The sequence below is a fragment of the Enterobacter sp. 301B genome (assembly GCF_003850715.1).
In the GTDB taxonomy this organism is placed as follows: Bacteria; Pseudomonadota; Gammaproteobacteria; order Enterobacterales; family Enterobacteriaceae; genus Enterobacter; species Enterobacter intestinihominis.
In genome coordinates this window covers 1-25,395 of record NZ_PQTC01000008.1, presented here as the reverse complement: position 1 = coordinate 25,395, position 25,395 = coordinate 1, and the positions used below count along the sequence as shown (strand labels likewise).

General features: G+C 56.7%; 25 protein-coding genes. 11 read left to right on the top strand and 14 right to left on the bottom strand.

Annotation, left to right across the window (positions count from 1 at the left end; all coding sequences use genetic code 11):
• Window positions 1-45: 45 nt before the first annotated feature.
• The 5 genes from hutH to hutI all read right to left on the bottom strand — a co-directional run bounded on the left by hutH (window position 46) and on the right by hutI (window position 6,291).
• Window positions 46-1,566 carry a histidine ammonia-lyase gene (gene hutH, locus C3451_RS10805; RefSeq protein WP_032624627.1) on the bottom strand — a complete coding sequence of 507 codons (1,521 nt, stop codon included), beginning with the start codon at window positions 1,564-1,566 and terminating at the stop codon, window positions 46-48.
• Complete coding sequence (gene hutU / locus C3451_RS10800; RefSeq protein WP_045621762.1) at window positions 1,563-3,251, bottom strand: urocanate hydratase; 1,689 nt, start codon at window positions 3,249-3,251, stop codon at window positions 1,563-1,565. The genes hutH and hutU overlap by 4 nt, the downstream gene beginning before the upstream one ends.
• 127 nt (window positions 3,252-3,378) lie before the next feature.
• Complete coding sequence (locus C3451_RS10795) at window positions 3,379-4,113, bottom strand: histidine utilization repressor (protein WP_045621763.1); 735 nt, start codon at window positions 4,111-4,113, stop codon at window positions 3,379-3,381.
• A gap of 19 nt (window positions 4,114-4,132) precedes the next feature.
• On the bottom strand, window positions 4,133-5,071 hold the full coding sequence (gene hutG, locus C3451_RS10790; RefSeq protein WP_045621764.1) for a formimidoylglutamase: 939 nt from the start codon (window positions 5,069-5,071) through the stop codon (window positions 4,133-4,135).
• Window positions 5,068-6,291 carry an imidazolonepropionase gene (gene hutI / locus C3451_RS10785; RefSeq protein ID WP_023299627.1) on the bottom strand — a complete coding sequence of 408 codons (1,224 nt, stop codon included), beginning with the start codon at window positions 6,289-6,291 and terminating at the stop codon, window positions 5,068-5,070. Before hutI ends, hutG begins: the two co-directional genes overlap by 4 nt.
• 223 nt (window positions 6,292-6,514) lie before the next feature.
• Here hutI and C3451_RS10780 point away from each other — a divergent pair, with 223 nt between their 5' ends.
• Window positions 6,515-7,798, top strand: a complete 1,284-nt coding sequence (locus tag C3451_RS10780) for a putative acyl-CoA thioester hydrolase (RefSeq protein ID WP_003858537.1) — start codon at window positions 6,515-6,517, stop codon at window positions 7,796-7,798.
• Window positions 7,799-7,901: 103 nt separating this feature from the next.
• On the opposite strand, the gene pgl is transcribed toward C3451_RS10780, so the two are convergent.
• Complete coding sequence (gene pgl, locus C3451_RS10775) at window positions 7,902-8,897, bottom strand: 6-phosphogluconolactonase (protein ID WP_023305719.1); 996 nt, start codon at window positions 8,895-8,897, stop codon at window positions 7,902-7,904.
• Between the two features lie 119 nt (window positions 8,898-9,016).
• Between pgl and C3451_RS10770 the strand changes: the two genes are divergently transcribed.
• Window positions 9,017-9,835, top strand: coding sequence for a pyridoxal phosphatase (locus C3451_RS10770; RefSeq protein WP_022647486.1), 819 nt, complete (start codon window positions 9,017-9,019; stop codon window positions 9,833-9,835).
• Here the strand turns inward: C3451_RS10770 and modC are convergent, their stop codons facing one another.
• The 4 genes from modC to C3451_RS10750 form a co-directional block, all read right to left on the bottom strand.
• A complete protein-coding gene (gene modC, locus C3451_RS10765) occupies window positions 9,836-10,894 on the bottom strand; it encodes a molybdenum ABC transporter ATP-binding protein ModC (protein WP_045621765.1) in 1,059 nt (352 codons plus the stop codon).
• Window positions 10,894-11,586, bottom strand: a complete 693-nt coding sequence (gene modB / locus C3451_RS10760) for a molybdate ABC transporter permease subunit (RefSeq protein ID WP_006809548.1) — start codon at window positions 11,584-11,586, stop codon at window positions 10,894-10,896. The genes modC and modB overlap by 1 nt, the downstream gene beginning before the upstream one ends.
• A complete protein-coding gene (gene modA / locus C3451_RS10755; RefSeq protein ID WP_023299624.1) occupies window positions 11,583-12,359 on the bottom strand; it encodes a molybdate ABC transporter substrate-binding protein in 777 nt (258 codons plus the stop codon). The genes modB and modA overlap by 4 nt, the downstream gene beginning before the upstream one ends.
• A gap of 178 nt (window positions 12,360-12,537) precedes the next feature.
• A complete protein-coding gene (locus tag C3451_RS10750) occupies window positions 12,538-12,690 on the bottom strand; it encodes an AcrZ family multidrug efflux pump-associated protein (protein WP_003858549.1) in 153 nt (50 codons plus the stop codon).
• Between the two features lie 127 nt (window positions 12,691-12,817).
• On the opposite strand from C3451_RS10750, the gene modE reads away from it, so the two are divergent.
• From modE to gpmA, 7 genes are all read left to right on the top strand, one after another.
• Window positions 12,818-13,606, top strand: a complete 789-nt coding sequence (gene modE / locus C3451_RS10745) for a molybdenum-dependent transcriptional regulator (RefSeq protein WP_045621766.1) — start codon at window positions 12,818-12,820, stop codon at window positions 13,604-13,606.
• A gap of 67 nt (window positions 13,607-13,673) precedes the next feature.
• Window positions 13,674-15,146, top strand: a complete 1,473-nt coding sequence (modF, locus tag C3451_RS10740; RefSeq protein ID WP_045621767.1) for a molybdate ABC transporter ATP-binding protein ModF — start codon at window positions 13,674-13,676, stop codon at window positions 15,144-15,146.
• A 201-nt stretch (window positions 15,147-15,347) separates the two neighbouring features.
• Window positions 15,348-16,364 carry a UDP-glucose 4-epimerase GalE gene (gene galE / locus C3451_RS10735; RefSeq protein ID WP_022647482.1) on the top strand — a complete coding sequence of 339 codons (1,017 nt, stop codon included), beginning with the start codon at window positions 15,348-15,350 and terminating at the stop codon, window positions 16,362-16,364.
• Window positions 16,365-16,373: 9 nt separating this feature from the next.
• On the top strand, window positions 16,374-17,420 hold the full coding sequence (gene galT / locus C3451_RS10730) for a galactose-1-phosphate uridylyltransferase (RefSeq protein ID WP_045621768.1): 1,047 nt from the start codon (window positions 16,374-16,376) through the stop codon (window positions 17,418-17,420).
• Window positions 17,421-17,422: 2 nt separating this feature from the next.
• The gene (gene galK / locus C3451_RS10725; protein ID WP_045309135.1) at window positions 17,423-18,571 is read left to right on the top strand and encodes a galactokinase; all 1,149 of its coding nucleotides are present in this window, start codon (window positions 17,423-17,425) and stop codon (window positions 18,569-18,571) included.
• Window positions 18,565-19,608, top strand: coding sequence for a galactose-1-epimerase (gene galM / locus C3451_RS10720; protein ID WP_063139408.1), 1,044 nt, complete (start codon window positions 18,565-18,567; stop codon window positions 19,606-19,608). Before galK ends, galM begins: the two co-directional genes overlap by 7 nt.
• 273 nt (window positions 19,609-19,881) lie before the next feature.
• A complete protein-coding gene (gene gpmA / locus C3451_RS10715; protein WP_003858562.1) occupies window positions 19,882-20,634 on the top strand; it encodes a 2,3-diphosphoglycerate-dependent phosphoglycerate mutase in 753 nt (250 codons plus the stop codon).
• Between the two features lie 61 nt (window positions 20,635-20,695).
• Here gpmA and aroG read toward each other — a convergent pair whose 3' ends face one another.
• Complete coding sequence (gene aroG / locus C3451_RS10710; RefSeq protein WP_022647478.1) at window positions 20,696-21,748, bottom strand: 3-deoxy-7-phosphoheptulonate synthase AroG; 1,053 nt, start codon at window positions 21,746-21,748, stop codon at window positions 20,696-20,698.
• A 304-nt stretch (window positions 21,749-22,052) separates the two neighbouring features.
• On the opposite strand from aroG, the gene C3451_RS10705 reads away from it, so the two are divergent.
• Together C3451_RS10705 and zitB are read left to right on the top strand one after the other, a co-directional pair.
• Window positions 22,053-22,412 carry a protein YbgS gene (locus C3451_RS10705; protein WP_045621770.1) on the top strand — a complete coding sequence of 120 codons (360 nt, stop codon included), beginning with the start codon at window positions 22,053-22,055 and terminating at the stop codon, window positions 22,410-22,412.
• Window positions 22,413-22,511: 99 nt separating this feature from the next.
• A complete protein-coding gene (gene zitB, locus C3451_RS10700; protein ID WP_022647476.1) occupies window positions 22,512-23,450 on the top strand; it encodes a CDF family zinc transporter ZitB in 939 nt (312 codons plus the stop codon).
• Here the strand turns inward: zitB and pnuC are convergent.
• The 3 genes from pnuC to C3451_RS10685 form a co-directional block, all read right to left on the bottom strand.
• Window positions 23,447-24,166, bottom strand: a complete 720-nt coding sequence (gene pnuC, locus C3451_RS10695; protein WP_045621771.1) for a nicotinamide riboside transporter PnuC — start codon at window positions 24,164-24,166, stop codon at window positions 23,447-23,449. The genes zitB and pnuC overlap by 4 nt on opposite strands.
• Window positions 24,167-24,188: 22 nt before the next feature.
• The gene (nadA, locus tag C3451_RS10690; protein WP_032676358.1) at window positions 24,189-25,232 is read right to left on the bottom strand and encodes a quinolinate synthase NadA; all 1,044 of its coding nucleotides are present in this window, start codon (window positions 25,230-25,232) and stop codon (window positions 24,189-24,191) included.
• 54 nt (window positions 25,233-25,286) lie between these two features.
• Window positions 25,287-25,395 (bottom strand): IS3 family transposase (locus tag C3451_RS10685; RefSeq protein WP_131023897.1); only part of this gene is annotated, 109 nt, incomplete at its 5' end.

Here is a 25,395-nt window from a genome sequence, read left to right as displayed (position 1 = left end):
TCGTATTCGTAGGCCCGGTAAGCGCAGCGCCACCGGGCAAAAAAATCACAGCACGGAAGGTAGCAGTCCTGCAAGGGTTTCTTCTTCCAGAAGCTGTATCGCCTTATCAATATCCGGCGCAAAGAAGCGGTCCTCATCGTAGTGCGTAACGTGCTCGCGCAGCGTATGACGCGCCTGCTCCAGCAGCGGGCTGGATTTTAGCCCTTCGCGCAAATCAATACCCTGACACGCCGCCAGCCATTCCACCGCCAGCACGCCGCGGGTGTTGGAGGCCATCTCCCACAGTCGACGCCCGGCAGCCGGGGCCATCGAAACGTGATCTTCCTGATTTGCTGACGTTGGCAGGCTGTCCACGCTGTGCGGATGCGACAGGGCTTTGTTTTCGCTTGCCAGTGCTGCGGCGGTGACCTGGGCGATCATAAAGCCCGAGTTCACCCCACCGTTGCGCACCAGGAATGGCGGCAGCTGGGACATGTGTTTATCCATCATTAGTGCGATTCGACGCTCGGACAACGCTCCGATTTCGGCAATCGCCAGCGCGATATTATCTGCGGCCATCGCCACCGGCTCGGCGTGGAAGTTGCCGCCGGAGACCACCTCGTTTTCCTGAGCAAACACCAGTGGGTTGTCGGACACCGCATTGGCCTCCACCAGCAGCACTTCTGCCGCCTGGCGAAGCTGTGTCAGGCATGCGCCCATCACCTGCGGCTGGCAGCGCAGAGAATACGGATCCTGCACCTTCTCGCAGTTGTGATGCGAATCGGCAATGTCGCTGGTATCGGTAAGTACGTGGCGGTACATGGCTGCGGCATCAATCTGACCACGCTGGCCGCGCACCTCGTGGATGCGGGCATCGAACGGACGACGCGAGCCGAGCACCGCTTCAGTGGTCAGCGCACCACACACCACCGCGGAGGCGAACAGATCTTCCGCTTCAAACAGGCCGCGCAGCGCAAAGGCCGTCGACGCCTGCGTACCGTTGAGCAGCGCCAGCCCTTCTTTTGCCGCGAGGGTGATCGGCGCTAAGCCGGCTTTTTTCAGCGCCTCTTTCGCAGGCAGCCACTCCCCTTGCCAGCGCGCCTTGCCTTCACCCAGCAGGAGCAGCGACATATGCGCCAGCGGTGCCAGATCGCCGGAAGCTCCGACGGAGCCCTTCGCCGGGATCCACGGATAAACTTCAGCATTCACCAGCGCCATCAGCGCCTGGATCACGCTCAGACGAATGCCGGAAAACCCACGCGCCAGGCTGTTGATTTTCAACACCATCATCAGGCGGACGATCTCATCGTCCAGCGGCTGGCCAACCCCCGCCGCGTGCGACAACACCAGCGAACGTTGTAAATTCTCCAGATCGTGCGTGGCAATGCGGGTCTGCGCCAGCAGGCCAAACCCGGTATTGATGCCGTAGGCGGTGCGCCCCTCCGCTACAATCGCCTCCACGCAGGCCACGCTGTCATTAATGGCACGGTGGGCGCTTTCATCAAGGGCGAGTGTCACCGGCTGACGCCAGACGTGACGCAGCTGTTTGAGCGACAAAGAGCCGGGAGTAAGTGTTAACGCGTTCATGCAGGCTTTCCTTGTGTGGCGGGGATCATCGGCAGGTTCAGGCCCTGCTCTTTGGCACAATCAATGGCAATCTCGTAACCCGCATCCGCGTGGCGCATCACGCCGGTTGCCGGGTCGTTATGCAGCACGCGAGCAATACGTGCCGCCGCTTCGTCGGTACCGTCACAGACGATGACCATCCCGGAGTGCTGGGAGAAGCCCATCCCGACGCCGCCGCCGTGGTGCAGCGACACCCAGGTTGCGCCACTGGCGGTGTTCAGCAGGGCATTCAGCAGCGGCCAGTCGGAGACCGCACCCGAGCCGTCGCGCATGGCTTCGGTTTCACGGTTCGGACTGGCGACAGAGCCGGAGTCCAGGTGGTCGCGGCCAATGACGATCGGCGCGGAGACTTCGCCGCTGCGCACCATTTCGTTAAAGGCGAGGCCGAGTTTTTGCCGCCACTCCAGCCCGACCCAGCAGATACGCGCCGGCAGGCCCTGGAAGTTAATGCGCTCGCGCGCCATATCCAGCCAGCGATGCAGGTGTTCGTCGTCGGCGACAATCTCTTTTACTCTGGCGTCGGTTTTGTAGATATCCTCCGGGTCGCCGGAGAGGGCAACCCAGCGGAACGGCCCGATGCCGCGGCAGAACAGCGGACGAATATAGGCGGGCACGAAGCCGGGGAAATCAAAGGCGTTATTCACCCCCATCTCTTTCGCCATCTGGCGGATGTTATTCCCGTAATCAAAGGTCGGAATACCCATCTTACTGAAGGCCAGCATCGCGGAGACGTGTTCCGCCATGGCGCGTTTAGCCGCCAGTACCGTGCCCTCAGGATCGGTTTCCGCTTTTTGCTGGTAATCTTCCCACGTCCAGCCTTTTGGCAGATAGCCGTGGAGCGGATCGTGAGCGCTGGTCTGATCGGTGACCAGATCCGGACGCACGCCGCGCGCCACCAGTTCCGGTAGAATATCCGCCGCGTTGCCGCACAGGGCAACCGACACGGCTTTGCCTTCAGCGGTGTACTTTTTGATGCGCGCCAGCGCGTCATCGAGGTTGTCGGCCTGTTCATCAACATAGCGGGTACGCAGACGGAAATCGATGCGGCTCTGCTGGCACTCAATGTTCAGGGAGCACGCGCCCGCCAGCGTCGCGGCCAGCGGCTGCGCGCCGCCCATGCCGCCCAGTCCGGCGGTGAGCACCCAGCGGCCTTTCAGTGAGCCGTTATAGTGCTGTCGGCCCGCTTCCACGAAGGTTTCATAGGTGCCCTGCACAATCCCCTGGCTGCCGATATAGATCCAGCTGCCCGCGGTCATCTGGCCATACATGGCCAGCCCTTTTGCGTCCAGCTCGTTGAAGTGTTCCCACGTCGCCCAGTGCGGCACCAGGTTGGAGTTGGCAATCAGCACACGGGGCGCATTTTTATGGGTTTTGAATACGCCAACCGGTTTGCCGGATTGCACCAGCAGCGTTTCGTCGTTTTCGAGATTCGTCAAAGACTCAACAATCGCGTCATAGCACGCCCAGTTGCGCGCGGCGCGGCCAATGCCGCCGTAGACCACCAGCTCATGGGGATTCTCTGCTACCTCAGGATCAAGGTTGTTCATCAACATGCGCAGCGGTGCTTCGGTGAGCCAGCTTTTTGCGGTGAGCGTGGTGCCGCGCGCGGCGCGGACATCCTGCTTGCGGTATTTATCTGACGACATTGTGTGTTCCTCATAAGGGACAGGTGATGCATTTAGATATACTTGTATAGACAAGCACACACAAGGTCGGATTTAACAAAAAAGATACAATTTTGCTATATTGCGTTAGCGATCACGCTTATAAAACTTATGACATAAAGTGGCCCTGCAACCGGTAACGATTCCCCGGGAACAGCAGCTTCGCATGCGACACAATTTGCGAGGACGACCAGGTACGACGGCGGATCAGCAGGCAGGGATCGTGCTCTTTAATACGCAACAACTCGCACTCCTGAGGCGTGGCGCGCACGGCCTCCACGATATGCTCCCCTTCCGTCAGCGGGGCGACGAGCGAGAGATACGCATGCGGTGTGGTTTGGGTGTAATCCTGGTTCAGGTAGTCCGGGATCCGCTCCGCGTTGACGCAGCGATCTTCAATCTGGACCGGAATATCGTTCTCATAATGCACCATCACCGAATGGAAGATCCGGGTGCCCTCTTTAACGTTCAGCTCGATGGCCTGTTCGGCGCTGGCCTGCGTCTCTTCAAGCACCAGCACTTCGCAGTGGTGCTGATGGTTGCGGGCGGCAATTTCATCGGCAATGCTGCGGATTTCAAACAGCGCCGACTGTCCTTTTGGCTCGGCGACAAAGGTTCCGACACCCTGCAAACGCACCAGCAACCCTTCATCGGTCAGTTCCCGCAGCGCCCGGTTAATGGTCATTCGACTAAAGCCAAACTGCGCGACCAGTTCAGCTTCGGAGGGAATACGGTCGTGCGGACGCCAGACGCCGGCAGCAATTTTTTCGCAGATCGCCTTTTTCACCTTCTCATAAAAAGGTGCGGGTGGGCTGGAGGGTTGCTGCGGTGAGCGTGAAAACATGCTGACTCCTGTAATGTGGTTATGCCCACCAGTGAGCAATTTGCCAGGCCAGTCGGGCGGCAAGCTTCGCCCCCTGACCGTCCCGGTCGTAGTGCGGATTATATTCCACCAGATCCGCCGCCTGTAGTTTACCGCTTCGGCAGATACGCTCAATCACCGGGAACAGATCCAGCGCCGGGATCCCCAACGCCGCAGGGGCGGATACGGCGGGCATTTCTGCGGCGGGCAGCACATCGAGGTCAATGGTGAGATAAACCCGGTCTGCCTGCGCAAGCACGCTATCCAGCGCGGATAGCGCATCCCGGCGAAAATCGAGATCTTCAACCAGCATCACGTTCAACCGTTCAGCTTCCTCCCACAGCGCCTGGGTATTCGCCGCACGGCTTACCCCCAGGCAGGCATAGTGAAACGCCCGCGACTGCGACGCGCAGTAGTGCGCCAGCTTGCGGAACGGCGTGCCGGACGTAGCCCGTTCAGCCTTACGTAAATCGAGGTGCGCATCCAGGTTGATCACCGCAATGCGATCGTTCGGAAAGGCATCCAGCACGCCGCGCCCGTGCGCCCAGGCGGTTTCATGTCCACCGCCGAAAACCAGAGTACGCATCCCGGATTGCTGGCACGCGGTAATGGCCTCGCTCAGCGCCTGCTGTGCCGCCTCCAGCGCATTGCCTTCAACAAAAATGGAGCCCATATCCACGAGGCGCGCATGCCCCTGATGGCTCGCCATATTCGCCAGCGCGCCGCGCAGCACATCGGGAGCCTGTGCAGCACCGGGCCTGCCCTGGTTACGCTTAACCCCTTCATCACATTCAAAGCCCAGCAGGGCGATGCCTGACGGCACGGGTGCAAAGTGTTCGCGCTGCTGTATGGTCTGGAAGAGACGTTTCGCGGTGCTGGATTCGGCGCTGTCGTCACGACCCTGCCAGACCTGCCGGGAAACGGGATGCCACAATTTCATGCTACCTGCCCCCGAAACACGCGTTGATATAAAGGATTCCGCCCCGGCTCGTAAACCATCTCAACCGGATGATTCGCCTCCCAGACGACGAAATCAGCCACATAACCGGGCTTTAATTGCCCGTGCGTCGCGCCACGACCTAGCGCCTGCGCCGCATGCCGCGTCACGCCAGCCCAGGCCTCTTCCGGCGTGAGGCCAAACTGGACGCAGGCCATGTTCATTGCCAGATGCAGGCTGGCAAACGGGCTGGTGCCCGGGTTGTAGTCGGTAGCCACCGCCATCGGCACGCCCTGCTCTCTGAGCTGCGCCACCGGTGGACGCTGGCGCTCCTGAAGAAAATAGAACGCGCCGGGGAGCAATACCGCCACCGTGCCGCTTTGCGCCATCGCCTGAATACCTGCATCATCGAGATACTCAATATGATCGGCCGACAGCCCCTTATACTGGCTGACCAGCGCCGCGCCGCCCAGATTCGACAGTTGCTCTACATGCCCTTTAACCGGTATCCCGAGCGCGGCGGCGGCCTGGAACAGGCGCTCGGTTTGCGCCGGGGTAAAGCCGACGTTTTCACAAAATACGTCCACCGCTTCAAATAACTCTTTTTGCCACAGCGTGGGCATGATCTGCTCACAGACCAGCGTGAGATAGGCATCCGGATCCTGTCGGTACTCGGCAGGAACGGCGTGCGCGGCCAGCAGCGTCGGGCTGATATCGACCAGATTGTTCAGGCTGAGCTGGCGGGCAACCAGCAGCATTTTCTCTTCGGCCTGGGCATTCAGCCCGTATCCCGATTTAATTTCAATGGTCGTTACGCCTTCATTCATCAGCCGCTGGAGCCGCTGCTGTGCCACCGTCAGGAGCATTTCCGGCGAACTGTTGCGGGTCGCCGTGACCGTGGCGTTAATACCGCCGCCCTGCGCGCTAATGGTCTGATACGACACGCCGTTAAGCCGTTGCTCCCATTCCGCTGCGCGATCGCCGCCGAACACCAGATGGGTGTGGCAATCGATCAGGCCGGGAGTAACCAGACGCCCGTCGAGATCGACACACTGACGATGCCCGGAGGGGATCTCGGCTTCAGGAATAACGGCCGCAATCGTCTGGCCGCGCACGACGAGGGCATGTTGTTCTTTCAGGCCGTAGGGTTCCGGCTCACCTGTCGCCAGGGTCGCCAGTCGCGCATTTCGCCATATCACATCATCGGGATGAAGCTGCTGCATGTGCCTTCCGCTTGTCATGGGTTGTATAGACATTTATTTTCATCTGTCACCTGCTGTCAACCGCCTTGCAGCAAAATGTTATTTATTTGTGATGACTTTCCCGTCGCCTGCGGGCAAAAATGCAACTTTTCCCGTTTTTATCTTCCCGTTTCGCTCAACTTAGTATAAAAAAGCAGGCTATTTCGTCTATTCAGATAAGACTTGCATACCCAGGAGCATTACCTTGAATATTTCCAGGATTTCCCGTCTGGCGTTGGCACTCGCCTTTGGCGTGACTTTATCCGCTTGCAGTTCAACACCACCGGATCAGCAACCTTCTGAGCAGGTTGCTCCGGGCACCGCTTCCCGTCCGATCCTGTCAGCGGCTGAAGCGAAGAACTTCACCCGTGCGCACTATTTCTCGGCGATGGATCCCAATGCAGCCCCGTGGACGCCTTCTTCTATTAACCTGCCGAAACAGCCAGACTTCGTTGTCGGCCCGGCCGGGGCGCAGGGGGTTACGCACACCTCAATTCAGGCAGCTGTTGATGCCGCAATCACCAAACACAGCGCATCTCGTCAGTACATTGCCATCCTGCCGGGTGAATACGAAGGAACCGTTTATGTTCCGGCTGCACCGGGAAGCATTACGCTTTACGGACTTGGCGAAAAAGCGGTCGACGTGAAAATTGGCCTGGCGATTGATTCAGAGATCGACAGCACCACCTGGCGCCATCTGGTGAACCCGGCCGGTAAATACATGCCAGGTAAACCGGCGTGGTATATGTTTGATAACTGCCAGCGCAAACGTGCCGCCACCATTGGCGTGATGTGCTCGGCGGTATTCTGGTCACAGAACAATGGCCTGCAATTGCAGAATCTGACCATTCAGAACACCCTGGGCGACAGCGTTGACGCAGGTAATCACCAGGCCGTGGCGCTGCGTAGCGATGGCGACAAGGTACAGATTAACAACGTCAATATCCTGGGCCGCCAGAATACCTTCTTCGTGACCAACAGCGGCGTGCAGAATACCCTTCAGAACAATCGTCTGACGCGTACTCTGGTCACCAACAGCTACATTGAAGGCGACGTGGATATGGTCTCCGGTCGCGGCGCGGTGGTGTTTGATAACACCGACTTCCGCGTGGTGAATTCACGTACGCAGCAGGAAGGTTACGTCTTTGCCCCGGCCACGCAGTCCAATCTGTTCTATGGCTTCCTGGCCGTGAATAGCCGCTTTACTGCTGCTGGCGATGGCGTGGCGCAGCTTGGCCGCTCTCTGGACGTGGACTCCGCCACTAACGGCCAGGTCGTGATCCGCGACAGCGTGATTAACGAAGGCTTTAACATGGCGAAACCGTGGGCGGATGCGGCGATCTCGAAACGTCCTTTCTCCGGCAACACCGGCACGGTGGATGATAAAGACAACGTGCAGCGTAACCTGAACGACGCTAACTTCAACCGCATGTGGGAATACAACAACCGCGGTCTGGGTAGCAAAGTGGTTGCTGAACCGAAGCAGTAAAATGCCTGCTGCCGGGTGGCGGCTACGCCTTACCCGGCCTACCTCATGCATTAACCACGCATAAAAAAACCTCGCATGTGCGAGGTTTTTTTTCGTCTACGGATCAGTGAGCGTTAATTACAACCCACATCGGCCCTTGTCCGACCGCATAGCGTCCTTTCTCTTCCAGTAGACCCTGCACGCCTTTGATTTCATAGAGCGCGATGTGGTGGGATTTCTGCCCCGCCGCAATCAGGTATTTGCCGCTGTGGTCGACATTAAAGCCGCGCGGCTGGGTTTCTGTCGGCTGGAAGCCCTCAACTGCCAGAACGCTGCCGTCTTCTGAGACGCTGAAGACGGTGATCAGACTGGAGGTACGGTCACAGGCATACAGGTGGCGGCCATCCGGCGTGATGTGAATGTCTGCCGCCCAGCGTGTGTCGGAGAAATCAGCTGGCATCATGTCCAGCGTCTGTACGCACTCGATCTGCCCGTTAGGATCGTTCAGCTCCCAGACATCTACCGAGCTGTTCAGCTCGTTAACGACATAGGCATACTGCTGATTCGGGTGGAAGACCATATGGCGCGGGCCTGCGCCTTCCACGGTGGTGACTTCCGCCGGGCTCTGCGCGACCAGATGACCGTCATCGCTCAGGGTAAACAGGCAGATGCGATCCTGCTTCAGCGCTGGCACCCACAGCGTGCGGTTATCCGGCGAAATGTTGGCGGAGTGGCAACCCTCAAGCCCTTCTACCACGTCGACGGTTTCAACGGGAATACCGTCTTCCAGGCGGGTGACGCTCACGCAGCCTGCATTGTAGGAGCCGCTGAAGATAAAGTTGCCTTTATGGTCGGTAGAAATATGGGTCGGGCTGCCCGGCAGCGGCGCTTCTGCGGTATAGGTCAGCGCGCCGTCATCCGGGGAGATGCGGTATGCGAGTACGCGGAATTCCGGGCGTACCCCGACATAAAGAAAACGTTTATCCGGGCTGACGACCATCGGCTGCACCTGGCCTGGCACATCAACAACCTGAACCAGCGTAAGCGAACCTTCTGTATTCAAACGCCAGACATGGATCTGCTGACTTTCAGGACTGGCGGTATAAACGGTTTGTTTCATGAATACTCCTGATTATTTTTAACGGTGAATGCTGAATTGTAGTCCGGGATTTTGCAGGGTTCCGCTCTCGGTGTACCATCCCGACAGACCTTAAATTCAACATTAACCCGGAAGAAAAAATGACCTCGCGAGTGATTGCCCTGGATTTAGACGGAACACTGCTTACCCCTCAGAAAACCCTGCTCCCCTCTTCTCTTGAGGCCCTCAAACGAGCCCGGGAAGCGGGGTATCAACTTCTCATCGTAACGGGTCGACATCACGTAGCCATTCATCCTTTTTATCAGGCACTGGGCTTAGATACACCTGCAATTTGTTGTAATGGCACTTATTTGTATGATTATCAGGCAAAAAAGGTTTTAACCTCTGATCCGCTTCCCGTTCCGCAGGCGCTGCAATTGATTGATTTACTGGATGAGCACGCGATTCACGGCCTGATGTATGTGGATAACGCCATGCTGTATGAACGCCCTACCGGCCATGTGATCCGCACCAGCAACTGGGCCCTGTCTTTGCCGGAAGCGCAGCGTCCGGTGTTCACTCAGGTTTCCTCCCTGCGCCAGGCGGCGGAAGACGTCCAGGCAATCTGGAAATTTGCCCTGACCGATGAAGACACCGCCAAACTGAATACTTTCGCAAAACATGTCGAGCATACGCTGGGTCTGGAATGTGAATGGTCCTGGCACGATCAGGTGGATATCGCCCGCAAAGGCAACAGCAAAGGAAAGCGTCTGACCCAGTTCGTTGAGTCACAGGGCTGGTCAATGCAGGACGTGATTGCCTTCGGCGATAACTATAACGACATCAGCATGCTGGAAGCGGCCGGAACGGGCGTGGCGATGGGCAACGCCGATGATGCGGTGAAAGCGCGTGCTAACGTGGTGATTGGCGATAACACCACCGACAGCATCGCGCAGTATATTTATACCCACCTGCTGTAATCAGGCGGTGATAGAGACGCTCTTGATTTGCGCGTAAAGCCACAGGCCAGGCTTGATGCCTAACTCATCCCTGGCCCACGGGCTGATGCGCGCCCACAGCGTTCTGTTGCCCACTTCCAGTTGCACTTCTACCTGGCCGTTATCATCAAAACACTGCGCCACTTTTGCGCGCAAAATATTGCGGATACTGGTTTGCAGCGGCGGTTGCAGCACCAGGGAGACATCCGACGCCTGAATGCGGATCCGTAACGTGGACTGAATCGGCGTATCGATTTTATTCACCCACAAATGCTGGTCACCCAGCGCCAGCGCGGTCATCGCATAATGTGGATGGTGCTCCAGCACGCTCACCTTCAGAATGCTGCTCTGCTGCTCCTTTGGCAGCCACGGATGCATAACGCTGCTGCCCCATACCTCTTCCAGATTGCCGAATGCCTTCACCCTGCCCGCCTCCAGCACCAGCACTTTGTCGGCCAGATGTAAGATCTCATCCAGCGAATGGCTGACGTACAGCATGGGCACGTTGATTTCCCGCGCCAGACGTTGCAGATACGGCAGCAACTCGCGCTTGCGCGGAATATCCAGCGAGGCCAGCGGCTCATCCAGCAGCAACAATTCCGGCGCGGTTAACAGGGCGCGGCCAATTGCCACGCGCTGTTTTTCACCACCCGACAGCGAAGACGGGAGACGATCGAGCAGCGGTTCGATGCCCAGCAGCGCCACCAGCTTATCGAACTGTCCGGCCATGCTTTTTACCATGCCATAGCGCAGATTTCCGCGCACGCTGTAGTGCGGAAACAGGCGCGCATCCTGAAACACATAGCCGATGCGGCGCTTATCCGGTGACAGGCAGACCTTCTTCTCCGCGTCGTTTAAGACGCGGTTATTTAACACAATTCTGCCAGACTGGGGACGCGTCAGGCCGCTAATCGCATTAATCAGCGACGTTTTCCCTGCCCCGGAAACGCCAAAAATGGCGGTGATACCGCTGGCAGGCAGCGTTTCGTTAAGCGTCAGAGTGTGGCTGCCCAGGGTTTGCGTAAAGTTGAGTTCCAGCATCACGGTTTCCCCATCCGTTCACGGCTGAGGCGCGCCAGCCATTCAGACACCAGCAGCGAGACCAGGGCGAGTACAATCGAAATAATACACAGCCGGGCCGCCGCACCTTCGCCACCCGGGGTTTGAATCAGGGTATACATGGCCGACGGGATGGTCCGCGTCTCGCCGGGAATGTTGGACACAAAGGTGATGGTCGCGCCGAACTCACCCAGTGAGCGGGCGAAGGCTAACACCGTACCGACGATAATGCCCGGTAAGGTGAGCGGAAGCGTAATGGTCAGGAATACCCGCCAGCGGCCTGCACCCAACGTGCGGGCGGCCTGCTCTAGCCGGATATCCACCCCTTCCAGCGCCAGGCGGATAGCGCGCACCATTAGCGGGAAGGACATTACTGCCGCGGCCAGAACCGCGCCGCGCCAGCTGAAAGCAAAGGTCAGGCCGAACCAGTCGTACAGCCATTCGCCGATAAAACCGCGTCGCCCCATGGAGATCAGCAGCAGATAGCCGACCACCACAGGCGGTAAGACAAGCGGAAGATGGAGAACACTGTCGAGCAGGGCTTTGCCTGGAAACTTCACGCGAACCAGTAACCAGGCAAAGAACACCCCAAAGGGCAAACTCAGCGCAACCGCCAGGGAAGAGACTTTCAGGCTCAGCAGCACGGCCTGCCATTCAGGTTCGGTCAATATCATTCGTGAGTCGTAAATCCGTAACGTTTAAAGATAGCGGACGCTTCAGGCCCCTTCAGGTAGTCAACGAAGGCCGTCACGGTCGCATTTTTATGTCCATCAACTATCGCAACAGGATATTCTACTTTCTTATGCGAGTCTTCCGGGAAGGTACCGACCACCTTCACACCTTTACTGGCGACGGCGTCGGAGCCGTAAACGATCCCGAGTGGGGCTTCGTTACGCTCCACCAGCGCCAGCGCGCCGCGCACATCTTCTGCGGGAGCCAGCTTCGGTGATAAGGTCTCCCATGCGCCCAGTTTTTGCAGCGCTTCTTTCGCATAAATCCCGGCAGGAACATGCTCCGGATCGCCCACCGCCAGACGGCCACCGTTGAGCAGACGGGTCCAGTCCGTCTGTTTGTTGATGGCGATGTCGCCCTGCTTGCTGTTTGCGGGCGCGACCACCACCAGGCTATTTCCCAGCAGGGTTTCGCGGCTAGCCGTATCAACAGATTTTTTCTCCACCGCGTAGTCCATCCATTTCTGATCGGCAGAGATGAACAGATCAGCCGGAGCCCCCGCTTCGATCTGGCGGGCCAGCGTGGACGAGGAGGCAAACGACGAAACGACCTCGACGTTTTTCTCTTTTTTGTATACCGCAGCAATATCCTGCATCGCGTTAGTCAGCGACGCCGCCGCAAAGACCGTGATTTTTCCTTCATCCGCCAGCGCGTGGCCGGTGAGTGAGAGAGTCAGTGTTGCCCCTGCGAAAAGGCGTACCCATGAACGTGCCATTTGAAGCTCCTGTGCATATCGTTATATACAAACAAATATAACGACATATCGCAGGCGTTCCTAGCGCTAAATCGTACCCATTAATGCGTAAACTCAAGGAACGTTGTAAAAGATATCGGCGGGAGAGGAATAAACTTGAGAGCAAAACGCCCGGGCTGGCCGGGCGTTTTGGAGGAAATCATTGCTGCTTTTTAGGCTGGTCACGACGATGACCAATGTTCGAAAAGACGTTGAACACTTCACCCAGGCCGTAGATGGCACCGAGGATGATAGCCATCACTACTGGCACCATGATTACCGCGAATACCAGACTTTTCAACAACTCTAACATGGTTTTCTCCAGATCTTGTGAACGGCTTATTCTACCCTGAAAAGTAAGAAAAACATCCCCTTTTGTGCGGTGCGCTTTCCGCACCCGGACATTTGGGTCACAATAACCTTTTTGCCGGGACATTGTTATGCAGGCCGAAATTCTCCTCACCCTACGACTTCAGCAGAAGCTTTTCGCCGATCCGCGACGCATCGCCCTGTTAAAACAAATAGAACAAACTGGCTCGATTAGCCAGGGAGCCAAAAACGCCGGCATCAGCTATAAAAGCGCCTGGGATGCGATTAACGACATGAACACCCTGAGCGAACAAACGCTGGTAGAGCGCGCCACCGGCGGAAAAGGCGGCGGCGGCGCCGTGTTGACGCGTTACGGGCAACGCCTGATCCAGCTCTATGACTTACTGGCGCAGATCCAGCAAAAAGCATTTGATGTGCTGAGCGATGACGACAACCTGCCGCTGGACAGCCTGCTGGGCGCCATCTCCCGTTTCTCTTTGCAGACCAGCGCCCGCAACCAATGGTTTGGTACGGTGACGGGGCGCGATCATTCGCAGGTGCAGGAGCATATTGAGATCCTGCTCGCGGACGGCACAACGCGCCTGAAAGCCGCCATCACCGCGCAAAGCGGTCAACGCCTCGGGCTGAACGAAGGTCAGGAGGTGCTGGTATTACTCAAAGCGCCCTGGATCAGCATCACGCTTAACCCTGAGCAGGCCGCCGAGGCCGACAACCAGCTATGCGGGCGTATCAGCCACATCGAGCGCGGCGCAGAACAGTGTGAAGTGCTGATGACCCTGCCGGATGGACAGTCGCTCTGCGCCACCGTTCCGGTGAACGACGCGACCGAATTAGATGAAGGTGCTGTGGTGACCGCATATTTCAATGCAGACCGGGTAATTATCGCCACATTGTGCTAAGCGCATTGACAACCTCACCAACACTGAGTATCCCTGACATCTGTTGCTGCAAAAAATGGGATAACACATGTCATCATTGCATATTTCGCAAGGCACGTTTCGTCTTAGCGATACCCGTACCTTATCGCTGCCAGAGTTAACCCTTCGCGCCGGAGAAAGCTGGGCGTTTGTAGGCACGAATGGCAGCGGAAAATCCGCGCTGGCCCGCGCTCTGGCAGGCGAATTAACCCAGCTGAAGGGTGAGCGTCAGTGCACCTTTACCCGGCTTACGCGCCTTTCCTTTGAACAGCTGCAAAAGCTGGTCAGCGATGAGTGGCAGCGTAACAATACCGATTTGCTCAGCCCCGGCGAAGAAGATACCGGCCGCACGACGGCGGACATTATCCAGGATGAGATAAAAGATCCTGCCCGCTGTCAGCAGCTGGCGGAGCAATTTGGCATTACCGCCCTGCTTAACCGCCGCTTTAAATATCTCTCTACCGGCGAGACGCGCAAAACGCTGCTGTGTCAGGCGCTGATGAGCGAGCCGGAACTCCTGATTCTGGATGAACCGTTTGACGGACTGGATGTGCAGTCCCGCGCGCAGCTGGCAGCGTTGCTGGCGTCGCTTAACCAGCAGGGATACACCCTTGTGCTGGTCCTTAACCGCTTTGATGAGATCCCGGATTTCGTACATTACGCGGGCGTGCTGGCGGACTGTAGCCTGACCGAAACCGGCGAGAAAGCCGTACTGCTCCGGCAGGCGCTAATTGCACAGCTGGCCCACAGCGAGAAACTGGACGGTATTGCGCTGCCGGAGCCGGATGCCCCTTCGGCACGCCACGGGCTGGAACCTGACCAGCCGCGCATTGTGCTGCGCGATGGGGTGGTTGCTTACGACGATCGCCCTATTCTTAATCATCTCAGCTGGACGGTTAATCCTGGTGAGCACTGGCAGATCGTCGGCCCCAACGGGGCGGGTAAATCCACGCTGCTAAGCCTGATCACTGGCGATCACCCGCAGGGTTACAGCAACGATTTGACCCTCTTCGGCCGCCGCCGCGGCAGCGGGGAAACCATCTGGGATATCAAAAAGCATATCGGTTATGTCAGCAGCAGCCTGCATCTGGACTACCGGGTGAGCACTACGGTGCGAAACGTGATCCTCTCTGGCTTCTTCGATTCCATTGGTATTTATCAGGCGGTATCCGACAAGCAGCACAAGCTGGCGCAGCAGTGGCTGGATATTCTGGGTATGGACAACCGGGTAGCCGATGCGCCATTCCACAGCCTGTCGTGGGGGCAGCAGCGGCTGGCATTGATCGTCCGCGCGCTGGTTAAGCATCCTACTCTGCTGATTCTTGATGAACCGTTGCAGGGGCTGGATCCCCTCAACCGTCAGCTGATCCGCCGCTTTGTGGATGTCCTGATTAGCGAAGGTGAAACCCAGCTGCTGTTTGTCTCCCACCATGCTGAGGATGCCCCATCCTGCATCACCCATCGGCTGGAATTTGTGCCTGACGGCGAGCATTACCGCTACCTGCTGAGCAAAATCGATTAACGCGTGGAGGGCGCTGCCCTCCGCTTTTCAGACAACCTGCAACAATACATCTCTATCTCTTTGATCTACAATGCACTCAGTCTGTGAAAAAGCGCCTGTGAAAACCAGTGTAAACGATACCACTATTTTATCCCATGTCACACTTTTCGCGTCTCTGATATGCTATGGTTAATTCATACCATAAGCCTAATGGAGCGAAATATGCGAGTTCTGGTAACAGGTGGTAGCGGTTACATAGGAAGTCATACCTGCGTACAACTTCTGCAAAGCGGCCACGATGTCGTCATTCTTGATAACCTGTGCAACAGTAAGCGCAGCGTGCTGCCGGTCATTGAACGCCTTGCGGGTAAACAGCCGACTTTCGTGGAAGGCGATATCCGCAATGAAGCATTGATGACTGAAATCCTTCACGATCACGCGATTGAAACCGTTATCCACTTCGCGGGCCTGAAAGCGGTGGGCGAATCGGTAGCAAAACCGCTTGAGTACTACGACAACAACGTCAACGGTACCCTGCGTCTGATCTCCGCCATGCGTGCGGCGAACGTTAAAAACTTTATCTTCAGCTCTTCCGCGACCGTCTACGGCGATCAGCCAAAAATTCCTTACGTTGAAAGCTTCCCGACCGGTACGCCGCAAAGCCCGTATGGCAAAAGCAAGCTGATGGTCGAGCAGATCCTGACCGACCTGCAAAAAGCCCAGCCTGAGTGGAGCATCGCGCTGCTGCGCTACTTCAACCCGGTTGGCGCGCATCCGTCAGGCGACATGGGTGAAGATCCGCAGGGCATTCCAAATAACCTGATGCCGTATATCGCGCAGGTTGCCGTAGGGCGTCGCGACTCCCTGGCGATTTTTGGTAACGATTATCCCACCGAAGACGGCACCGGCGTGCGCGATTACATTCACGTGATGGATCTGGCCGACGGCCACGTGGCGGCGATGCAGCAGCTGGCGGATAAACCGGGCGTGCATATTTACAACCTCGGCGCCGGCGTCGGCAGCAGCGTGCTGGATGTGGTGAATGCCTTCAGTAAAGCCTGCGGCAAGCCAGTGAAGTATCACTTTGCGCCGCGTCGTGATGGCGACCTCCCGGCTTACTGGGCCGATGCCACCAAAGCGGATAAAGAGCTTAACTGGCGTGTTACCCGCACGCTTGATGAAATGGCACAGGATACCTGGCACTGGCAGTCACGCCATCCGCAGGGTTATCCGGATTAAGGATTTGTCATGACACAATTCAATCCCGTCGATCACCCGCATCGTCGTTTTAACCCGCTCAGCGGGCAATGGATTTTAGTTTCACCGCATCGCGCCAAGCGCCCCTGGCAGGGGGCGCAAGAGACGCCTGCCAAACAGTCGCTGCCGCAGCACGATCCGGACTGCTTCCTCTGTCCGGGCAACACGCGCGTGACGGGCGATACAAACCCGAACTACAAAGGCACCTTCGTTTTCACTAACGATTTTGCGGCGCTGATGACCGACACGCCGGACGCGCCGGAAAACCACGACCCGCTGATGCGCTGTGAAAGCGCCCGCGGCACCAGCCGCGTGATCTGCTTCTCTCCCGATCACAGCAAAACGCTGCCGGAGCTGAGCGTTGAGGCGCTGAAAGAGGTGGTCAGCACCTGGCAGGCGCAAACGGCGGAGCTGGGCCAGACCTATCCGTGGGTGCAGGTATTTGAAAATAAAGGCGCGGCGATGGGCTGCTCTAACCCGCATCCGCACGGCCAGATCTGGGCGAACAGCTTCCTGCCGAACGAAGCCGAACGTGAAGACCGGCTGCAAAAAGCCTATTTCGCCCAGAACGGTTCGCCGATGCTGGTGGATTACACCCAGCGTGAACTGGCGGACGGCAGCCGCACTGTGGTGGAAACCGAGCACTGGCTTGCGGTAGTCCCTTACTGGGCGGCGTGGCCGTTTGAAACGCTGCTGCTGCCAAAGGCCCATGTTCAGCGTATTACGGACCTCAGCGACGCCCAGCGAGACGACCTTGCCCTGGCGCTGAAAAAACTGACCAGCCGCTACGACAACCTGTTCCAGTGTTCCTTCCCCTACTCCATGGGCTGGCACGGTGCGCCGTTTAACGGCGAAGAGAATCAACACTGGCGGTTACATGCACACTTCTATCCGCCGCTGCTGCGTTCTGCGACGGTACGTAAATTCATGGTGGGCTATGAAATGCTGGCGGAAACCCAGCGCGACCTGACGGCGGAACAGGCGGCAGAACGCCTGCGTGCCGTTAGCGACGTCCATTACCGCGAATCAGGAGTTTAAAAATGAGTCTGAAAGATAAAACACAATCCCTGTTTGCTGAAAAATTTGGCTACCCTGCCACCCATATTATCCAGGCGCCAGGCCGCGTTAATCTGATCGGCGAGCACACCGACTATAACGACGGTTTTGTCCTGCCGTGTGCCATCGACTACCAGACGGTGATCGCCTGCACGAAACGTTCAGATCGTAACGTGCGAGTGATCGCCGCGGATTACGGCAACGAAATTGACGAATTTTCCCTTGATGCGCCGATCGTGACCCACGACAGCCAGCAGTGGTCGAACTATGTTCGCGGCGTGGTGAAGCATCTTCTGAAGCGTAACAAGAATTTCGGCGGGGCCGATCTGGTGATCAGCGGCAACGTGCCGCAAGGGGCGGGATTAAGCTCTTCCGCATCGCTGGAAGTGGCGGTCGGCACCGTGTTCCAGCAGCTTTATCATCTGCCGCTGGACGGGGCGCAAATCGCCCTCAACGGTCAGGAAGCGGAAAACCAGTTCGTGGGCTGCAACTGCGGCATTATGGATCAGCTGATTTCCGCGCTGGGCAAGAAAGAACATGCTTTGCTGATTGACTGCCGCTCCCTCGGGACCAAAGCGGTTCCACTGCCAAAAGGTGCGGCTGTGGTGATCATCAACAGCAACTTCAAACGCACACTGGTGGGGAGCGAGTACAACACCCGCCGCGAGCAGTGTGAAACCGGCGCGCGCTTCTTCCAGCAGCCAGCCCTGCGTGATGTCTCACTTGACGAATTTAACAAGGTTGCCCACGAACTGGATCCGGTTGTCACGAAGCGCGTGCGTCACGTGCTGACGGAAAATGCCCGTACCGTAGAAGCCGCCTCCGCGCTGGCGAAAGGTGACCTGAAACGGATGGGCGAGCTGATGGCCGAATCGCATGCCTCCATGCGCGACGATTTCGAAATCACCGTGCCACAAATCGACACCCTGGTTGAAATTGTGAAAGCCACGATTGGCGACAAAGGCGGCGTGCGTATGACCGGGGGGGGATTTGGCGGCTGTGTCGTCGCCCTGGTGCCGGAAGAGCTGGTCCCTGCCATTCAGGACGCGGTGGCTAAACAGTACGAAGCCAAAACGGGCATCAAAGAAACTTTCTATGTCTGCAAAGCATCACAAGGAGCCGGACAGTGCTAAACGAAACACCTACTCTCGCACCGGATGGTCTGCCGTATCGCCTGTTAACCCTGCGCAACAGCGCCGGGATGGTGGTTACGCTGATGGACTGGGGCGCAACGTTACTTTCTGCCCGCGTACCAATGCCTGACGGCAGCGTGCGCGAAACCCTGCTCGGCTGCGCATCGCCCGAGCAATATATCGAGCAGACCGCTTTTCTGGGCGCATCCATAGGCCGCTACGCCAACCGCATCGCCAGAAGCCGGTTTACGCTGGACGGCGTAACCTATTCCCTGCTTGCCAGCCAGGGTGAAAATCAGCTGCACGGCGGCCCGGAAGGGTTTGATAAACGTCGCTGGAAGATTGTGCAGCAAAATGACGGTGAGGTCTGGTTCTCTCTGGACTCCCTCGACGGAGACCAGGGCTTCCCGGGCAATCTCACCGCAACCGCACGCTTTACCCTGACCGAAGATAATCGTATCGCCATTGAGTACCGCGCGATCGTCGACAAGCCGTGCCCGGTCAACCTGACTAACCACGCCTATTTCAACCTTGACGGCAATCAGACCGATGTCCGCAGCCACAAACTCCAGATCCTGGCGGACGCGTATCTGCCGGTCGATGAGATGGGGATCCCTTATCAGGGGCTGAAACCGGTAAGCGGTAATAGCCTTGATTTCCGTCAGCCGAAAACCATCGCCCAGGATTTCCTGAGTGATGACGATCAGCGCAAGGTGAAAGGCTACGACCACGCTTTCCTGTTGCAGGCGAAAGGCGATCTTTCTCAACCTGCCGCACAGGTCTGGTCTGCGGATGAGAAGTTACAGATGACGGTCTACACCACCGCCCCTGCCCTGCAGTTCTACTCCGGTAACTACCTGGAGGGGACCACGGCACGTGAACATAACGACTACGCCGCCTGGCAAGGTCTGGCGCTGGAGAGCGAGTTCCTGCCGGACAGTCCTAACCATCCTGAATGGCCGCAGCCTGACTGTGTGCTGCGTCCGGGTGAAGAGTACGTAAGCGTCACAGAGTATCATTTCATTCCGCGCGCATAATGTCCGGCGGCGCTACGCGTGCACGGGCCTACGAATGAAGGCCGGATAAGCGAAGCGCCATCCGGCAAAAAGCCTGGCCCTCACCGCGAGGGCTTTTTTCCGCTCAGCTTGCTGAAAATAGCGGCGATCGCAGACAAAATCATAACCCTGGATTCACATGCATCTTACACTCTCGAACTATTTTCGCTATGGTTAGGGTTAAGCGTTGCTGCTGGCACAGTCACGGCAATATAATGAGAATTGTTATCATTCAAAATGCTTGAGGAGTAAGAAATGGCTAATACTAAGCTTGTCCTGGTGCGCCACGGCGAAAGCCAGTGGAACAACGAAAACCGCTTCACCGGTTGGTATGACGTTGATCTGTCCGAGAAAGGCGTGAGCGAAGCAAAAGCGGCAGGTAAACTGCTGAAAGAAGAAGGCTTCACCTTTGACTTTGCTTACACCTCTGTGCTGAAACGTGCCATCCATACCCTGTGGAACATTCTGGACGAGCTGGATCAGGCCTGGCTGCCGGTTGAGAAATCCTGGAAACTGAACGAGCGTCACTACGGTGCGCTGCAAGGTCTGAACAAAGCAGAAACCGCAGAAAAATACGGTGACGAGCAGGTTAAGCAGTGGCGTCGTGGTTTTGCGGTCACGCCTCCAGAGCTGAGCAAAGATGACGAGCGCTACCCGGGCCACGATCCGCGTTACGCGAAGCTGACTGAGGCTGAACTGCCGCAGACCGAAAGCCTGGCGCTGACCATCGACCGTGTTGTGCCTTACTGGAACGAAACCATTCTGCCACGCCTGAAAAGCGGCGAGCGCGTCATTATCGCTGCTCACGGTAACTCCCTGCGTGCGCTGGTGAAATACCTGGACAACATGGGTGAAGATGAAATTCTCGAGCTGAACATCCCTACCGGCGTGCCGCTGGTGTACGAGTTCGACGAAAACTTCAAGCCAGTTAAACATTACTACCTGGGTAACGCCGACGAAATCGCTGCAAAAGCGGCGGCCGTGGCGAACCAGGGTAAAGCGAAGTAATTTTCGCCGGACATAAAAAAAGCGTGGAGCAATCCACGCTTTTTTATTGCCCGCGATAAACTTAACCGCGACGCGCTTTTACCGCATCCGCCAGCTGACGCAGGATCGCATCGGTATCATCCCAGCCAATGCAGGCATCCGTCACGCTCTTACCGTAGACCAGCGGCTCGCTGCCCTCCAGGTTCTGATTGCCTTCCACCAGATGGCTCTCAATCATCACCCCAATCACTGCGCGTTCACCGTTGGCGATTTGCTGACAAACGTCTGCACCAACTTCCATCTGCTTTTTGAACTGTTTGCTTGAGTTCGCATGGCTGAAATCGATCATGATCTGCGGCGCCAGTCCCGCTTTCTCCAGACCCGCCTTCACTTCCGCCACGTGTTTTGCGCTGTAGTTAGGCTCTTTACCGCCGCGCAGAATGATATGGCAATCGCCATTACCGCTGGTATTCACGATAGCCGAGTGGCCCCACTTAGTCACCGACAGGAAGCAGTGCGGCGCGCCAGCCGCATTGATGGCATCAATAGCGACTTTGATGGTGCCATCAGTGCCGTTTTTGAAACCCACCGGGCATGACAGGCCAGACGCCAGCTCACGGTGAACCTGCGATTCAGTCGTACGCGCACCAATAGCGCCCCAGCTCATCAGGTCAGCCAGATACTGCGGCGTGATCATATCGAGGAATTCTCCGGCAGCAGGCAGCCCGCTGTCGTTAATCTCCAGCAGCAGCTTACGCGCAATACGCAGGCCGTCGTTGATCTGGAAACTGTTGTCCATGTGCGGATCGTTGATCAACCCTTTCCAGCCCACGGTGGTACGCGGTTTTTCGAAATAAACGCGCATCACAATTTCCAGTTCGCCCTTCAGCTCTTCGCGCAGGGTGAGCAGACGTGACGCGTACTCTTTGGCCGCAGCAGGATCGTGAATGGAGCACGGTCCGATGACCACCAGAAGACGATCGTCGCTACCTTTCAGGATCTTGTGGATCGCCTTGCGGGCATGAGACACCGTGTTGGCGGCATTTTCGGTGGCGGGGAATTTTTCAAGGAGCGCTACGGGAGGTAATAACTCATTGATCTCTTTAATGCGTAAATCGTCGTTCTGATAATTCATCTTCTTTCCGGCTCTGCCATATCTTTAGTAATGAAAGCAATGCTTTCAATCTAACTTGTCGGTCACGAAGTGTAAACGGGATTTTACACTTCGCGCAGATAATTCCTGGAATTCGCCTAAAATACGCAACAAAATAGCGAAAAATGAGATCTCGCCTAAGCTTTTTACTTGTAACGACTGTTTTTAAATATTTATACGCGATTCCATCCTGACATAATTCAGGAATCTGGGATCTTTCGCCACTGAACAAGATGCACTGTTGGAGAATGTTATCCAGCGTAACGATAAGAACAGGAGCACCATGATGAAAATGACGAAACTGACTACGCTTTTCCTGACGGCAACCCTTACCCTGGCAAGCGGTAGCGTACTGGCAGCCGATACAGGCTCCTCCGGCAGCAACGGCGACGCGAATGCCGCTGCCGAAGCGGGCCAGGTTGCGCCGGATGCAAAACAGAATATCGCGCCAAATAATGTTGATAACAGTAATATCAACACGGGCAATACCAACACCGGCGGTACGAATACCGGCACGATGAACCATGACGGTATGAGCACTGACAAAGTTCACAAAAACTCAATGTGTAAAGACGGGAAATGCCCGGACCCGAATGACAAAGTGGGCAGCGATGCCAATACCAAAACGGACGGTACTACCCAGTAATCTTCCGTAAGGTAAAAGAGGGAGAGCGAATGCTCTCCTTTTTTATTTAAGCTCTTAAAAACGCTACACTAAAAATAATAATAAATCAGGAACGATACCATGGCGCACTCCCACTCCCATTCCCACTCCACTGGCGATGAAAATGCCAAACGGCTTCTGCTGGCTTTTGGCGTCACTGCCACCTTTATGATTATTGAGGTGACAGGCGGACTGATCTCCGGATCGCTGGCGCTGCTGGCCGATGCCGGGCATATGCTGACCGACGCTGCCGCGCTCCTGTTTGCTCTGCTGGCCGTGCAGTTTGCCCGTCGCCCTCCCAATGCCCGCCACACCTTTGGCTGGCTCAGACTCACCACACTTGCTGCGTTCGTGAATGCGATTGCACTGGTGGTTATTACCATTCTTATCGTCTGGGAGGCGTTTCAGCGCTTTCGTCATCCACAACCGGTAGCCGGAACGACGATGATGGTGATTGCTATTGCCGGGTTGGTCGCCAATATTCTGGCATTCTGGATATTGCACCGCGGCAGCAGCGAAAAAAATCTGAACGTACGGGCCGCGGCGCTTCACGTGCTGGGCGATCTGCTGGGTTCCGTAGGTGCCATCGTCGCCGCGCTGATCATTATGGGTACGGGCTGGACCCCCATCGACCCGATTCTTTCCGTGCTGGTATCGTGCCTTGTATTACGCAGTGCCTGGCGGCTGTTGAAAGAGAGCGTGAATGAACTGCTGGAAGGCGCTCCCACGTCGCTGGATATTGGCGAGCTAAAACGCAATCTGTGTCGTTCCATTCCTGAAGTCCGTAACGTTCACCACGTTCACGTCTGGCTGGTGGGTGAGAAACCGCTTATGACGCTGCACGTTCAGGTTATTCCGCCCCACGATCACGATGCGTTGCTTGAACGTATTCGGCACTTCCTTGAGCATCACTACGAAATTGCGCACTCCACCATCCAGATGGAGTATCAGCCCTGTAACGGGCCAGACTGTCACCTGAACGAGGCGCAGTCCGGCCACTCACACGAGCATCACCATTAGTGGGAAAGCGCGCGAGAGCCACGCTCACGCGCGCTGTTGATCCACATGCGGCTACCGTTCAGGGCAATGACGGTCAGCAGCATATACTCCAGCGACATGGCATAAACGCCCTGACGGGCAAAAATCACCACGCTAATCACGTTGATGACCACCCACAGCAGCCAGTTTTCAACGTATTTACGGGTCATCAGGATCATTGCGGCAATCGACAGCACCATCATGCAGGAATCCCAGAACGGGAAGGCATCAGGCTGAAGCTCAGGCATCGTCACGTTTAATCCCAGACCCGACATGACCGAGACCGCCACGCGCGTCAGGAAGGCAAATACCGGGTCAATAAAGATGGTCATAAAGCCGATTGCCACCACGCAGGCCGCGAGCCAGGCAATGGCTTTTGGCAACGGCAGCCAGCGGATTTGCAGCTCCGCCTCCTGCTGACTGTTTTGCCGCGACCAGGCGTACCAGCCATAGATATTGGCCGCGAAGAAGAACAGCTGCAGAAGCAGGCTGGCGTAGAGCTGGATCTGGAAGAAGATGATCGCAAACAGCGTGACGTTTATCAGCCCGAACGCATAGTTACTGATCTTCTCAAGGCTGGCCAGCCAGATACAGAGTAAACCGGCCAGCGTACCTACCGCTTCAATCCACGACAGGTCATAGCCGCCCGCACCAATCGGGATATGAACCAGGATGTTCTGTGTGCTAAAAAAATCCATTTTTTCTCCGGGGCGTAATAAGTTAAGTACGTAGTGTAGCCGCAAAATCCAGCATACGGTTAAGCGGAATTAACGCGCCTTCGCGCAGGGCGGCGTCTACGTGGATCTCATGCGCTGCGCCCCCGATCTCCAGCCCCTCCGCTATCGCCTTAAGTCCATTCATCGCCATCCACGGGCAGTGCGCGCAGCTTCGACAGGTCGCCCCTTCTCCGGCGGTTGGCGCTTCGAGCAGCTCTTTTTCTGGTACGGCCTGCTGCATTTTATAGAAGATACCGCGATCGGTCGCCACGATGAGCTGCTTGTGCGGCAGGGTTTTTGCCGCGTTTATCAACTGGCTGGTTGAGCCGACGGCGTCCGCCATCTCAACAATCGACTGCGGCGACTCCGGATGCACCAGAATTGCGGCCTGCGGGTATAAGCGTTTCATCCTGGTCAGTGCCTGGGTCTTAAACTCGTCGTGAACGATACAGGCGCCCTGCCAGCACAGTACATCCGCACCGGTCTGTTTTTGTACGTAGTTTCCCAGGTGACGATCGGGCGCCCAGATGATTTTCTCCCCCAGGCTGTCCAGATGTTCAATCAGCTCAACGGCGATACTGGACGTTACTACCCAGTCTGCCCGGGCTTTCACCGCCGCAGACGTATTGGCATAGACCACCACGGTACGGTCAGGGTGGGCATCACAGAAGGCAGTGAACTCATCAATCGGGCAACCGAGGTCAAGAGAACATTCGGCATTCAGCGTAGGCATCAGAATCGTTTTTTCCGGGCTGAGGATTTTTGCCGTTTCACCCATAAAACGAACCCCCGCGACCAGCAGCGTGGAGGCTGAATGCTTAGCACCGAAACGCGCCATCTCCAGGGAGTCTGAGATACAGCCACCCGTCTCTTCCGCCAGCTGCTGAATTTCCGGGTCGGTGTAGTAATGCGCCACCATCACCGCATCACGCTCTTTAAGGAGGCGCTTGATTTTTTCACGATAGAACTGCTTCTCATCCCGGCTTAGCGGAGCTGGCTTCGGCGGGAAGGGATAGATTGCGGTTTCGGGATCAAACATCACACTCATTATGGCTTCTCGTTTTACTGGCTTAACAATATTGCCTGAATCGCCACGGATAATCTAGACACTTCCTAGCCGTTGATAATACTGGTTTTCATATTCTGTCGGTGACATCTGATCGCTGGAACCATGCCGACGCTTACTGTTATAAAACATTTCGATGTAATCA